At 68.9% G+C, this 14196-nt stretch carries 11 protein-coding genes; 9 read left to right on the plus strand and 2 right to left on the minus strand.

Annotated elements, in window-relative coordinates:
- The first annotated feature begins 37 nt into the window (after window positions 1-37).
- From J3367_RS00675 to J3367_RS00695, 5 genes are all read left to right on the plus strand, one after another.
- A complete protein-coding gene (locus tag J3367_RS00675; RefSeq protein ID WP_009208337.1) occupies window positions 38-1597 on the plus strand; it encodes an ATP-binding protein in 1560 nt (519 codons plus the stop codon).
- Between the two features lie 206 nt (window positions 1598-1803).
- Window positions 1804-3081: a glycosyltransferase gene (locus tag J3367_RS00680; protein WP_024349221.1), complete on the plus strand. Its 1278-nt coding sequence runs from the start codon at window positions 1804-1806 to the stop codon at window positions 3079-3081.
- 11 nt (window positions 3082-3092) lie between these two features.
- Window positions 3093-4277, plus strand: coding sequence for a lycopene beta-cyclase CrtY (gene crtY, locus J3367_RS00685; RefSeq protein WP_024349220.1), 1185 nt, complete (start codon window positions 3093-3095; stop codon window positions 4275-4277).
- Window positions 4274-5788 carry a phytoene desaturase gene (locus J3367_RS00690; protein ID WP_202814793.1) on the plus strand — a complete coding sequence of 505 codons (1515 nt, stop codon included), beginning with the start codon at window positions 4274-4276 and terminating at the stop codon, window positions 5786-5788. Before crtY ends, J3367_RS00690 begins: the two co-directional genes overlap by 4 nt.
- 1 nt (window position 5789) lies before the next feature.
- Complete coding sequence (locus J3367_RS00695) at window positions 5790-6779, plus strand: phytoene/squalene synthase family protein (protein ID WP_024349218.1); 990 nt, start codon at window positions 5790-5792, stop codon at window positions 6777-6779.
- A gap of 109 nt (window positions 6780-6888) precedes the next feature.
- Here J3367_RS00695 and J3367_RS00700 read toward each other — a convergent pair whose 3' ends face one another.
- On the minus strand, window positions 6889-7845 hold the full coding sequence (locus J3367_RS00700) for a polyprenyl synthetase family protein (protein WP_024349217.1): 957 nt from the start codon (window positions 7843-7845) through the stop codon (window positions 6889-6891).
- A 148-nt stretch (window positions 7846-7993) separates the two neighbouring features.
- Between J3367_RS00700 and fni the strand changes: the two genes are divergently transcribed.
- Window positions 7994-9064 (plus strand): type 2 isopentenyl-diphosphate Delta-isomerase, encoded by a 1071-nt coding sequence (fni, locus tag J3367_RS00705; protein ID WP_024349216.1) that lies wholly within the window; start codon window positions 7994-7996, stop codon window positions 9062-9064.
- A gap of 10 nt (window positions 9065-9074) precedes the next feature.
- Here fni and J3367_RS00710 read toward each other — a convergent pair whose 3' ends face one another.
- Entirely contained in the window at window positions 9075-10067 is a 993-nt protein-coding gene (locus J3367_RS00710) for a LysR family transcriptional regulator (RefSeq protein ID WP_024349215.1), read from the minus strand.
- A gap of 129 nt (window positions 10068-10196) precedes the next feature.
- Between J3367_RS00710 and J3367_RS00715 the strand changes: the two genes are divergently transcribed.
- From J3367_RS00715 to tkt, 3 genes are read left to right on the plus strand one after another with little or no spacing between them, the layout of a single operon-like run.
- A complete protein-coding gene (locus J3367_RS00715; protein WP_024349214.1) occupies window positions 10197-11234 on the plus strand; it encodes a class 1 fructose-bisphosphatase in 1038 nt (345 codons plus the stop codon).
- 55 nt (window positions 11235-11289) lie between these two features.
- Window positions 11290-12165 (plus strand): phosphoribulokinase, encoded by an 876-nt coding sequence (locus tag J3367_RS00720; RefSeq protein ID WP_024349213.1) that lies wholly within the window; start codon window positions 11290-11292, stop codon window positions 12163-12165.
- Between the two features lie 26 nt (window positions 12166-12191).
- Entirely contained in the window at window positions 12192-14192 is a 2001-nt protein-coding gene (gene tkt / locus J3367_RS00725; protein WP_035694443.1) for a transketolase, read from the plus strand.
- Window positions 14193-14196: the final 4 nt, after the last annotated feature.

Genomic DNA, 14196 nt, shown 5'->3' on the forward strand with positions numbered 1-14196 from the left:
GGTCGTTCACGACATCGCCAGCACCGAAAGGCCTGCAATGACCGTTGCCGTCGATCTCGGCACGACCCAAACCGGCGAACCGGCGGAGCTCGATCTGGAGGAGCTGCTGTCGACGCGTCTGCTCGTCCAGGGCAATTCGGGCTCGGGCAAGTCGCATCTGCTGCGCCGCCTTCTGGAGCGCAGCGCGGACTGGGTGCAGCAGGCGGTGATCGATCCGGAAGGCGACTTCGTGTCGCTGGCCGAGCGCTACGGCCATGTGGTCGTCGACGCCAATCGCACGCCGGCCGAGCTGACCCGCATCGCGCGGCGCATCCGCGAGCATCGCGCCTCGGTGGTGCTCGATCTGGAAGGGCTCGACGCCGAGGTGCAGATGATGTGCTCGGCGGCCTTCCTGAACGGCCTGTTCGATGCCGACCGGGCGCACTGGTTCCCGATGCTGATCGCCGTCGACGAGGCGCATCTCTTCGCGCCGGCCATGTCCGGCGAGCATTCGGAAGAAGCCCGTCGCGCCTCGCTCGGCGCGATGACCAACCTGATGTGCCGCGGTCGCAAGCGCGGCCTGGCCGGGGTCATCGCCACCCAGCGCCTGGCCAAGCTCGCCAAGAACGTCGCTGCTGAGGCGTCGAACTTCCTGATGGGCCGGACCTTCCTCGACATCGACATGCAGCGCGCCGCCGACCTGCTGGGCATGGACCGGCGCGCCGCCGAACGTTTCCGCGATCTGGAGACCGGCAATTTCGTGGCGCTCGGACCGGCATTGTCGCGGCGGCCCATGCCGATCCGCATCGGTCCCGTCGAGACGGCGGGGCGCAGCGGGCGGCCGTCGCTGATGCCGCTGCCGGAGACGCCGCGCGAGGCGATGGAAGACCTGATCTTCACTGCCACGGAAGAGGACAAGGCGGCCGAACGGCGCGCCATCGAGCGCCCGCAATCCAACGCCGCGCCGCGCATCGAGGGCGCCGCCGCGGCGATCGCCACACGCGAGCTTCTGGAGCGGGTGGCCGCTGCCCCGTCCGTCTCGGAGCGGCACGAGCCGATCGACGACGATCCCCGCTCGCCGGAAGAGCGCGCCGCCGCCGTCGATGCGATCTTCGCCGAGATGCTGCAGGACCCGGACGCGGCCTTCCGGCCGGTGCCGGTGCTCTACCAGGACTTCCTCACCCATTGCCGGCTGAAGCGTCTGCGCGGTGCCGAGACCGATATGGCGGCCTTCCGCCGGCGCCTGTCGCTGGCACGGGCGGGCGTGTCCTGCGAGACCGACGACGAGGAATGGCAGGGGGTCGTCGACCGGGCCGCCGATCTGCCGGAGGAGATGCAGGGCGTCTTCATGATGCTGGCGCGCGCCGCCCGCGACGAGGCGGAATGCCCCGAGGATGCGGCGCTGGCCCGCGCCTATGGCAGCCATTCGCCGTCGCGCGGCCGGTTCCTGTTGTCCTTCATGGCCGAGCGCGGGCTGATCACCGCCGAAGCCGATTTCCGCGGCAACCGCGTCGTCGGCATCACCGGCACCGACTGGCGGACCAAGCTGCCGCAGGTCAAGCTGGATGCGGCCGACGAGGCGCGGGCCCGCCGGGCGGCGCGGCTGGCGCGCGGCTGACACCGGGACGGCCGCGCTCGCCTTGATACGCCGAGCCGCGGTCCTGCAATCATCACGCTGGGACCGGACGTCGCAGGGATGGCTCGGGACAGAAACGTGGTAGCAGACGGGGCAGCCGATCCTGCGGGTGCCGGTGCTCGGCCGGGCTGCAACGCGTCGCCGCATGTCTTTCGCCATTCACGCTGAACCGGACGCAATTCGCCGCCATGGCTCATTTCGCGCTGATCTGTCCGCCCTACTACAGCCATCTGCAGGTCTTCGCGGTGCTCGGCGCGGAACTGGTCCGGCGCGGACACCGGGCGAGCTTCGTCGTCAATGGCGGGGCGGGCGAGCTGCTCGCGGCTAAGGCGCCGGAGGGCATCGCGATCCACGAGGCCGGGGCGGGCGGCCCGGATCGCCTGGAGCGGATCATCGCCCGGGCGGCGCGGCCGAGCGGGCCGCTCGGCATCCTGCGTACGGTCTCCGACGCGGCCGGCCTGACCGACCAGCTCTGCCGCTTTGCCCCGGACATCCTGCGCCGGATCGGCGCGACGGCCATCCTCGGCGACCAGATGGAGCCGGCGGCCGGGCTTCTCGCCCGGCATCTCGGCCTGCCCTTCGTTTCGGTCGCCGCCGCCCTGCCGGTGCATGCCGATCCCGCCGTGCCGCTGCCCTTCCTGCCATGGCCCTATGATCCGAGCGAAAAGGGCCTGAAGCGCAATCGCGGCGGCGAACGCGTCGCCGACCTCCTGATGACCGCGCAGCGCCGAATGATCGCTGGCTGGGCGGAGCGGTTTGGTCTTGGACCCCACGCCGGGCATGCCGATTGCCTGTCCTCGCTGGCGCAGATTTCGCAGCTCGTACCAAGCTTCGACTTTCCGCGTCCCGACGACGCCCACCGCCACGCCGTCGGCCCGATCCGCCCGCCATCGGAAGGCGCGCCGGACCTGCCGGCCGAGCTTCAGGCGCGGCTCGACCCGGAACGGCAGCTCGTCTTCGCCTCGCTCGGCACGTTGCAGGGCCACCGCGCCGGCATCTTTCGCGCCGTGGCCGGCGCCTGCCGCGATCTGGGCGCGCAATGCGTCGTCGCCCATTGCGGCCGGCTGGATGCGCGGTCCGCGGCGCGCATCGATGCCGATATCGTCACCGATTTCGTGCCGCAGCGGGCGATGCTGTCGTGCGCTGCGGTCTGCGTGACCCATGCCGGCATGAACACGGTGCTGGATTCGCTGGAAGCCGGCGTGCCGATGCTGGCCCTGCCGATCGCTTTCGACCAGCCGGGGATCGGCGCGCGGATCGTCCATCACGGCGTCGGCGAGCGGCTGCCCCGCGTCCTTCTGTCCCGCGCGAAACTGCGCAATTCGCTTGAGCGGCTGCTGGCGGAGCCTAGGTTCCGCAACGCGGCGCAGCGGATCGGCCGGGACATCCGCATGTCCGGCGGCACGCGGCGCGCGGCGGACATCATCGAGGATGCGGTGGCCGGCAGATCTGCCGTCACCGGGTAGGAAGGCAACGCATGAACGGCGTCGAGCGCCACGACAGACCGATCGACGTGGCGTTCGTGGGCGGCGGCCTGGCCAATGGCCTTGCGGCATACCGGCTGGCGCGGGCGCGCCCGGAGCTGTCGATCCGCGTCTTCGAGGCCGGCGAGAAAGTCGGCGGCAACCACACATGGTCGTTTCATGCCGGCGACCTCAGCGCCGCCGAACATGACTGGCTGGCACCCTTCGTCCGCTATCGCTGGGATGCCTATGACGTGCGCTTTCCCCAGCGCCGACGCCGGATCGCAACGGGCTATCGCAGCGTGTCCTCGGAACAGTTCCGGGCGGAGATCGACGCAGAACTCGGCGACCGGATCGAGACGCAGGCCCCAGTGCGGGCGGTCACGCCGACGACGCTCAGCCTGGAGGACGGGCGCGAGATCGCCGCTGCTTGCGTCATCGACGGCCGCGGCCATGCGCCGAGCCCGCATCTGACCCTCGGCTTCCAGAAATTTCTCGGTCAGGAGATCGAACTCGCAGCGCCGCATGGCCTGTCGCGGCCGATCATCATGGACGCAACGGTGGCGCAGGAGGACGGCTATCGCTTCGTCTACGTGCTGCCGCTGACGGCGACGACGCTGCTCGTCGAGGACACCTATTACGCCGACGGGCCGGCATTGTCGGAGGACCGGTTGCGCGCGACCATCGCAGATTACCTCGCGACCCATGGCTGGACGGCGAAAGCGGTGCTGCGTGAGGAACGCGGCGTCCTGCCGATCGCGCTCGACGGCGACATCGAGGCCTTCTGGGCCGACAGAAAGGGTGTGCCGGCGACGGGCCTTGCGGCGGCGCTGTTCCATCCGACCACCGGCTATTCGCTGCCCGACGCGGTGCGTCTCGCCGACCGGCTCGCGGGCCTCACCGACCTGTCGGCCGGCGCGGTCTTTGCCGCGACGCGGGCGCATTCGATGGCGGCTTGGCGGGGGCGGGGCTTCTTTCGCCTGCTCAACCGTCTCCTGTTCTTCGCCGGTGTCCCGTCGAAGCGCTACGAGATCCTGCAGCATTTCCACCGGCTGCCCGACACGCTGATCGGCCGCTTCTACGCGGCGCGGCTCTCACGGCTGGACATGGTCCGCATCATGACGGGGCGGCCGCCCGTGCCCGTCGGCAACGCATTGAAGGTGCTGGCACGGCACCGCCTCACAGGGGAACTGGCATGAGCGCAACGATGAACGGCGCGGGAGCGGGCGAGCGCACGGCCATCGTCATCGGCTCCGGCTTCGGCGGGCTGGCGCTGGCCATTCGCCTGCAGGCGTCCGGCATCCAGACGACGCTTCTGGAGAAGCGCGACAAGCCGGGCGGCCGCGCCTATGTCTACGAGGATCAGGGCTTCGTCTTCGATGCCGGCCCGACGGTGATCACCGATCCCTCGGCGCTGGAAGAGCTGTTCACGGCCGCCGGCCGGAAGATGGCGGACTATGTCGAGCTCCTGCCGGTGAAGCCCTTCTACCGCCTGTGCTGGGAAGACGGCTACAGCTTCGACTATGCCAACGACCAAGACGAGCTGGATCGCCAGATCCATGCGAAGAACCCGGCGGACATCGAGGGCTATCGCAAGTTCCTGGCCTATTCGCGGGAGGTGTTCCGCGAGGGCTACGAGAAGCTCGGCACGGTGCCGTTCCTCAATTTCCGCGACATGGTCAAGGCCGGACCGCAGCTGGCGAAGCTGCAGGCGTGGCGCAGCGTCTATTCCAAGGTGGCGCAATATATCGAGGACGAGCAGCTTCGGCAGGCCTTCTCCTTCCACTCGCTGCTGGTCGGCGGCAATCCCTTCGCCACCTCCTCGATCTACGCGCTGATCCATGCGCTGGAGCGCGAATGGGGCGTCTGGTTTCCGCGCGGCGGCACCGGCGCGCTGGTCCGCGGCCTCGTCAGGCTGTTCGAGGATATGGGCGGCCGGGTCGAACTGTCGGCCGAAGCGGCGCAGATCGAGGTGGAGGGCGACAGGGCGAAGGCCGTGGTGCTGAAGGACGGTCGCCGCTTCGAGGCCGACCGCATCGCCTCCAATGCCGACGTGGTCCATACCTACGGCACGCTGATGGCGGGCACCCGGCGCGGCGAGAAGGAGGCCAAGCGCCTCAAGGCGCGGCGCTTCTCCATGTCGCTCTTCGTGATCTATTTCGGCCTCAAGCGTCACCGGCCGGAGCTGCAGCACCACACGGTCTGCTTCGGGCCGCGCTATCGGCCGCTGATCGACGAGATCTTCAAGGGCGGGGAACTGCCGGGCGATTTCTCGCTCTATCTGCACAGCCCATGCGCCACCGATCCCTCGCTGGCCCCGGAGGGCGCGGGCAGCTATTATGTCCTCGCCCCGGTTCCGCATCTCGGCAATACCGACATCGACTGGGAGATCGAGGGGCCGAAATATCGGGACCGCATCCTCGACTATCTCGAAGAACGCTACATTCCCGATCTCAGGGCCGACCTCGTGACCAGCCGCATCTTCACGCCATTCGATTTCCGCGACGAGCTGAACGCCCATGTCGGCTCGGCCTTCTCGCTCGATCCGGTGCTGACCCAGAGCGCCTGGTTCCGGCCGCACAATCGCGATGCCGACATCCCCAATCTCTATTTCGTCGGCGCCGGCACCCATCCGGGCGCCGGCGTGCCGGGTGTCGTCGGGTCCGCCAAGGCGACGGCCGGGCTGATGATCGCCGATTCGAGAGCCTGAGATGCTCGCCTCCCAACCCATCGCCGTGCCGCTCGATCCGGCGGCGCGGGCCGATCTGGCGGCCATGGCCGAGGATACGATCGCCAAGGGCTCCAGGAGCTTCGCGGCGGCGGCCAGGCTGTTCGATGCCGAGACCCGGCGCAGCGCCATGATGCTCTATGCCTGGTGCCGGCATTGCGACGACACCATCGACGACCAGGTGCTGGGCTTTGCCCGGCGGCCGCTCGGCCCGCTCGGCTCGGGCGCGGAGCGGCTGGCGCTGCTGGAGGCGGAGACGCTGGCGGCCCTGCGCGGCGAGCCGACCTCGCATCCCAGCTTTCGTGCCGTCGCCGATGTCGTGGCCCGGCACGGCCTGCCGCAGGAGCTGCTGCTGCAGCATCTCGAAGGCTACCGGATGGATGTCGAGGAGCGGCATTATGCGACCGTCACCGATACGCTGACCTATTGCTACCATGTCGCAGGCGTCGTCGGCGTGATGATGAGCATGGTGATGGGGGCGAAGGACGAGATGACCCTCGACCGCGCCAGTGATCTCGGCATCGCCTTCCAGCTCACCAACATCGCCCGCGACATCGTCGAGGATGCCCGGGTCGGGCGGGTCTATCTGCCGGCGGAATGGCTGGCCGACGCCGATCTGAAACCCGGCGATCTCGCCGATCCGCGCCAGCGGCCGGTGGTGTCGCTGGTCGCCAACCGGCTGATCGATCTCGCCGAGCCCTATTACGCCTCGGCCTTCCACGGCCTGCGGGAACTGCCGCCACGCTCGGCCTGGGCGGTCGCGACGGCGCATGGCGTCTATCGCGAGATCGGCATGCAGGTGAAGGGGTTGGGCGCCCATGCCTGGGACGCACGCGTCTCCACCGGGCGGCGGCAGAAACTCGGCCATGTCGCCCGCGGCGCAGCCAAGGCGGCGCTGGCGCGGCGTGGCGGGCCGGCGGGTCGCTCCGAGGCGCTGTGGACCCGGCCGAGGCTGACGCGCCCCGCGAGTTAGGCCGGCTCAGCCCGGCGGACAGTTCTGCTGCACTGGCGCAGGCTTCGGACGCGAACGAGATCGGCGAGAGCGCATTCGGCGACGCGTGTCGGCCCAGCGAACGGGATCGTCAGCGCGCGCCGGCTTCGGGTTCGCGAAAACGCGTCTTGTCGCACGCCGTGTCGGCGGCGGCTCCGCCGGGCAGGGCAACGATCGCGTCGGTGAGGCGATGCAGCCGGCTCGACGCCCCGAACACCAGGGTCAGCTCGCCATGGGCAGCTTCCACATGCCGTTCGATCCGATGCTCCACCGAGGCACGGCCCAGCATCGAGACGATGGTCGACTTGCCGGCATCCTTGTTGACGTCCTTGCCGATCGTCGCGGCGCTCGGACCGCCATCGAGCAGATCGTCGAGAAGCTGGAAGGCGTGGCCGAGCTCGGTGGCAAAGCCGCGCAAATGCGCGCGGGTCGTCTCGCCGGCACCCGCCGCGATCGCGCCGATCTCCACGGCGGCCAGGAACAGCGCGCCGGTCTTGCGGCCGTTGGTGGCCGCGATCTCGTGGAGCGGCCGTTCGGCGCGGCCGCCGCGCAGGTCGGCGAACTGGCCACCGACGAGGCCTTCGACGCCGACGGCGCGGGTCAGCACCGTCACCGCCTCGAGCCGCGCGGCCGGCGACAGGCCCTCTACCCTGGCGAGCATCTCGTAGGCGCCGGACAGGATGGCGATCGCCGACAGGACGGCGACATCCTCGCCGTGGGTGACATGGGCGGCCGGTCTGCCGCGGCGCATCGTGGCGTCGTCCATGCAGGGCAGGTCGTCGAGAATCAGCGAGGAGGCATGCACCATCTCCACGGCGCAGCCGGCATCGACCGCCACGGCCTCGTCACCGCCGAGATCGCCTGCCGTCAGCGCCGCCATCATCGGCCGCAGGCGCTTGCCGGGCGCCAGCACGCTTTCGCGGATCGCCAGGTCGAGCCCGGTCTGGCCGGGCAGGGCGCGGGGCACCAGCACCGCCAGCCGCGCATCGATCCTGGCGATCAGGGCGGCAGCCTCGGTCCTGAAGCCGTCGGTTTCATTGCACGTCATGCCGGGAGGGTCGCCTTCGGTTCTGGCATTTTGTCACGGGTCATTCGCTACACGTAACGTTGCAACTGATGCTAACACGATCATTGGCAAACGCGACGACCGGGGAGCGTCCGGTTTCGCAATCTGCGACGATAGGACATAGGGTTACGTGAGCGTCTCAGGAGACACATCGGCCGCCGGCGACATCGCCGCGCGCAAGAGCGATCATCTCGACATCGTGCTGCATCCCTCGCTGGCGGCGCGGCGGGCCGACAGCGGCCTGTCGCAGATCGTCTTCGAACATGTCGCGCTGCCGGAGATCTCGCTGGCCGAGATCGACCTGTCGACGCAGTTTCTCGGCCGCCGGCTCGCAGCGCCGCTGCTGATCTCGTCGATGACCGGCGGGCCGGAACGGGCGGCGCGCATCAACCGCAATCTCGCCGAGGCGGCGCAGGCTCTCGGCATCGCCCTTGCGGTCGGCTCGCAGCGCATCGCCATCGAGGGCCGCGCCTCGGGCGGGCTCGACCGGCAGTTGCGCGATGCGGCGCCGGACGTGCCGATCCTCGCCAATGTCGGCGCGGCGCAACTGGTGCTCGGCTACGGCCTGACGGAGGTGCGGCGGGCCGTGGACATGATCGATGCCGACGCGCTGATCGTGCATCTCAACCCGCTGCAGGAAGCGGTGCAGTCGGGCGGCGACACGAACTGGCGCGGCGTCCTTGCGGCCATCGGCGAGCTGGCGCGCACGTTGCCGGTACCGATCGTGGTCAAGGAGGTCGGGGCCGGCATTTCGGCGACGGTCGCGCGGCGGCTGGTCGATGCGGGCGCCCACGCCATCGACGTTGCCGGGGCCGGCGGCACGAGCTGGGCGGCCGTCGAGGCCGAGCGTTCGCCGGACCCGGCGCAACGCGCCACGGCGCTGGCCTTCTCCGATTGGGGCATCTCCACGGCGCGGGCGATCGTCGACGTGCGGGCCGCTTGTCCTGAGACCGTCGTCATCGGCTCGGGCGGCATCCGCGACGGGCTGGACGCCGCCAAGGCGATCCGCCTCGGCGCCGATCTCGCCGGCCAGGCCGCCGCCTCGCTCGGCAGCGCGGACGCATCGCCGGAAGCCGCCGTGGCGCATTTCCGGCAGGTGATCGCACAATTGCGGATCGCCTGCTTCTGCACCGGATCGGCCGATCTGGCGGCGCTGCGGCGCGCCGTGCTGCTGTCGCCCGCTGGCCCGGGATCGCTCTGACCTGCCGGTCTTACGCGGGGGACGACGCCCCTGCGGTCTCGTCTGTTGCTGGCGGTGAAGCCGCATCGCCGGCCTCGGCGGGATAGAGCCGGTCGAGCAGCGGCAGATAGCTGGCGCCGCGCTGCATCAGGAAATTCTTGAAGGCGATGTCGGCGGGCGCCGGAATGCGCTCCTTGCGGCTGACGGCGAACCATTGCCGGCGGATCGGCATGTGCGACACGTCGAGGATCGCCAGCCGTCCGGTCTCCACCTCGAAGGCGATGGTGTGGGCCGAGATGAAGGCGATGCCGAGCCCGGCCATCACCGCCTGCTTGATGGTCTCGTTGGAGCCCATCTCGGCCGTGCGCGTCTCCAGCGCGTCGGGATGGTCGCCGAAGAAGATCGCCAGTGCCGCGCGCGTGCCCGAGCCGGGCTCGCGGATGATGATGGTCTCTTCGAGCAGGCGCTCGCGGGTGATCTCGCGGGCGGCGGCCAGCGGATGGTCGGGCGGCGCGATCATCACCAGCGGATGGTCGCCGAACACCGTCGCCTCGACCGGGAACTCGACCGGCGGGCGCCCCATCAGGGCGATGTCCAGCCGGTAGGCGCGCAATTGCTCGATGATCTCCAGCCGGTTGCCAACGATCAGCCGGATCTCGATGTCGGGATAGTCCCGCCGAAAGGCGGCGATCAGCCGGGGCGCGAAATATTTCGCGGTGGAGACGACGCCGAGCCGGATGGTGCCCGACCTGACGCCCTTGATCGCCTGGATCTCGTCGGCGAGCGCGCGCAGGGTCGTCTCGATGGCGTTGGCCGCGCCCAGCACCGCGGCGCCGGCGGCGGTGAGGCGCATGCCGTCATTCGTGCGGTCGAACAGCGCCAGGCCGAAATCGTCCTCCAGCTGCTTCACCTGCAGGGTCACGGCCGGCGGGGTCAGGCCCAACTGGCGCGCAGCCGCGGCGATGGTACGGTGCTCGTTGATCGCCTGGATCGATCGCAACTGGCGCAGTGTCAGGGTTCGCATGGCCTCTTCTAAAAGAATTTACTGATGCCGTAAAGAGAATGAATTTTACTTATGCGCTCGCAGAATCCACCATCCACCCATAGACGAGTGGACGGAGCCGAAGCGCTCGACGCCACTCAGGAGGAATGCATGTCATCGTCTCTCGACGCACATCTGGGATCCGAATGCGGGTCCGACCCGATCGGCCGGCAGGTCGCCGATACCATTCGCCAGCTGTGCGCCGCCTCGATCAAGCTTCGCAACACGATCATCGCGGGGGGCGTCGAAGCCCGGTCCGGCGGCGGCGACACCAATGCCGGCGGCGACGTGCAGAAGCCGCTCGACATCGTCGCCGACCAGATGTTCCTCGATGCCGCCAAGGCCTCGGCGATCGCCGTCTACGGCTCGGAGGAGCAGGACGCCGCGGTGGTGATCGACCCGGCCGCGCCGCTCGCCCTGGCGATCGACCCGCTGGACGGCTCGTCCAACATCGACACCAATGTCTCGATCGGCACGATCTTCTCGCTATTGCCGGTGGGCGATGAGCATCGCTCCGATCCGACCAGCGCGCTGCTGCAGCCGGGCAACCGGCAGCTTGCCGCCGGCTTCTTCATCTACGGGCCGCAGCTCCTGCTGGTGCTGTCGGTCGGCAAGGGAACGCGGGTGTTCCTGTTCTCGCCGAGCTTCGGCGGCTTCGTCGAGCATATCGGCTCGGTGGCGATCCCCGAGGAGACCAGCGAGTTCGCCACCAATGCCGCGAACTACCGCCATTGGGACCCGCAGATCCGCAGCTATATCGACGACTGCCTGGCCGGCGAGGAAGGCCCGCGCGAGCGCAATTTCAACATGCGCTGGATCGCCTCGATGGTGGCCGACTGCTACCGCATCTTCGTGCGCGGCGGCATCTTCCTGTATCTGGGCGACGGCCGGAAGGGCTACACCGAGGGGCGCCTGCGCCTCGTCTACGAGGCCAATCCGGTCGCCTTCTGCGTCGAGCAGGCCGGCGGCGCCGCCACCGACGGGTCGTCGCGCATTCTCGACATCGTGCCGCGTGACCTGCATGCGCGCACGCCGCTGGTCTTCGGCTCGAAGCACGAGGTGGACCGCGTCGCCCGCTACGTGGCCGATCCGTCGGCGCTGACCGATCGCTCGCCGCTGTTCGGCAAACGCAGCCTGTTCAGGACCTAGGCAGGAGGAATGGCCCGGCGCGAGGGAGCGTGTCGGGCCGGGGGGAGGACATCGCATGTCGACCAAGCATCCGATCATCGCGATCACCGGTTCGTCCGGAGCGGGCACGACGTCGGTCAAGAACATCTTCGACCAGATCTTCCGCCGCGAGCACGTCAAGGCGGCCTATATCGAGGGAGACGCGTTCCATCGCTACGACCGCCAGGCGATGAAGGAGAAGATGGCCGAGGAGGAGAGGAACGGAAACCGCAACTTCTCCCATTTCAGCCCCGAGGCGAACATCCTCGACAGGCTGCAGGAGGTGTTCTCGGAGTTCGGTCGCAAGGGGCGCGGCGAGACCCGGCACTACATCCACGACGAGGCGGAAGCGAAGATCTACGGCAGCGCGCCCGGCACCTTCTCGCAGTGGAGCTCGCTTGGCGAGGAGTCCGACCTACTTTTCTACGAGGGCCTGCATGGCTGCGTGAAGACCGATACAGTCGATCTCGCGCCGCTGGCCGATCTGAAGATCGGCGTGGTGCCCGTCATCAATCTGGAGTGGATCCAGAAGATCCACCGGGACAAGGCCAGCCGGGGCTATTCGACGGATGCGGTGATGGACGTCATCCTGCGTCGGATGCCCGACTATGTGAAATATATCTGCCCGCAATTCGCGCGGACCGATATCAACTTTCAACGGGTGCCCATCGTCGATACATCCGATCCGTTCATCGCTCGCTGGATTCCGACGGCCGACGAGTCGATGATCGTCATTCGCTTCGCCAACCCGCGCGGGATAGACTTTCCGTATCTGCTCTCGATGATCCACGGCAGTTTCATGTCCCGCGCCAACTCCATCGTCGCGCCTGGCAACAAGCTCGACATCGCCATGCAACTGATCCTGACGCCGCTGATCCTGCAGCTGATGGAAAGACGCCGACGGGCCTCCTGAGGCCTTCGACGAAAGGAATGCAAACCATGTCTTCGACCGCGAAACCATCGCCCGAAACCACCGACCGCAATCCCCGCGACATGGCCAACGCCATCCGCGCCCTCGCCATGGACGCCGTGCAGCGGGCGAAGTCCGGTCATCCCGGCATGCCGATGGGCATGGCCGACGTCGCCACCGTCCTGTTCCAGAAGTTCATCAACATCGACCCGTCGCGCCCCGACTGGCCGGACCGCGACCGCTTCGTCCTGTCGGCCGGCCACGGCTCGATGCTGCTCTACGCGCTGCACCATCTGGTCGGCTATGCCGACATGGACATCGAGCAGCTGAAGAATTTCCGCCAGCTCGGCAGCCGCACCGCCGGCCATCCCGAATACGGCCATGCGCTGGGCATCGAGACGACCACCGGGCCGCTCGGCCAGGGCCTGTCCACCGCCGTCGGCATGGCGCTCGCCGAGCGCATGATGCATTCCCGCTTCGGCGGTGACCTCGTCGACCACTACACCTACACCATCGTCGGCGATGGCTGCCTGATGGAGGGCATCAGCCACGAGGCCATCGATCTGGCCGGCACGCTGAAGCTGTCCAAGCTCGTGGTCCTGTGGGACGACAACGGCATCTCCATCGACGGCAAGGTCGACATCGCCACCGCCACCGACCAGATCGCCCGCTTCAAGGCGGCCGGCTGGAACACCTGGGCCGTCGACGGCCACGACGCGGACGCCGTCGAGGCGGCGATCGCCGAGGCGCGCAAGAGCGACAAGCCGGCCTTTATCGCCTGCAAGACCATCATCGGCTACGGCGCGCCCAATCGCGGCGGCACCGCCAAGGCTCATGGCGAGGCACTGGGCGACGAGGAGATCGCGCTGGCCCGCGAGCAGCTGGTCTGGAAGTCCGAGCCCTTCGAGCTGCCCGAGGCGGTCGTCAAGGGCTGGCGCGAGGTCGGCACCCGCGGCCGCGAGGCTCGCGAGATCTGGGAGAAGCGGCTGGCGTCGAGCGCCGATCGCGAGCGCTTCCAGTCCGCCGTCGCCACCACGCTGCCGTCGGGCCTGGCCGGTGAGCTCGCCTCCTTCCGGCAGGCCCTGTCGGCCGACGCGCCGAAGGTCGCCACCCGCAAGGCGTCCGAGATGGCGCTGGAGGTCATCAACCGCGTCACCGACATGACCATCGGCGGTTCGGCCGATCTGACCGGCTCCAACAACACCCTGACCAAGGGCATGCAGTCGATCACCCCGGACGACTTCTCCGGCCGCTACATCCATTACGGCGTGCGCGAGCACGGCATGGCCGCGGCGATGAACGGTCTGGCCCTGCATGGCGGCTTCGTGCCCTATGGCGGCACGTTCCTGGTCTTCGCCGACTATGCCCGCGGGGCGATCCGCCTGTCGGCACTGATGGGGCTGCGCGTCGTCTACGTGCTGACCCACGATTCCATCGGCCTTGGCGAGGACGGCCCGACCCATCAGCCGATCGAGCATCTGGCGATGCTGCGGGCGACGCCGAACCTTCTGGTCTTCCGTCCGGCCGACGCGATCGAGACCGCCGAGTGCTGGGAAATCGCGCTGACCGAGCGCCATCGCCCATCGGTGCTCGCGCTGACCCGCCAGGGCCTGCCGACGGTGCGCGCCGGCGATGTCGGCGAAAACCGCTCGGCCCGCGGCGGTTACGTCCTGAAGGAGGCCGACGGCCCGCGCGACGTGACCATCATGGCCACCGGTTCGGAAGTCGAGATCGCGCTCGCCGCGGCCAAGACGCTGGCCGAATCCGGCAAGCAGGCGGCGGTGCTGTCGATGCCCTGCCTCGATCTCTTCGAGGAGCAAGACGAGGCCTACCGCAAGTCGGTCCTCGGCACGGCGCCGCGCATCGCCATCGAGGCGGCCGCCCGGCTCGGCTGGGATCGCTGGATCGGCGAGAACGGCCGCTTCATCGGCATGACCGGCTTCGGCGCCTCGGCACCCGCGCCGCAGCTCTACGAGAAGTTCGGCATCACGCCGCAGGCCGTCGTCGACGCGGCGCTGGAGATCGCGTGATGGC

Source organism: Aurantimonas sp. NFXS3 (assembly GCF_049132005.1).
Taxonomy (GTDB): Bacteria; Pseudomonadota; Alphaproteobacteria; order Rhizobiales; family Rhizobiaceae; genus Aurantimonas; species Aurantimonas coralicida.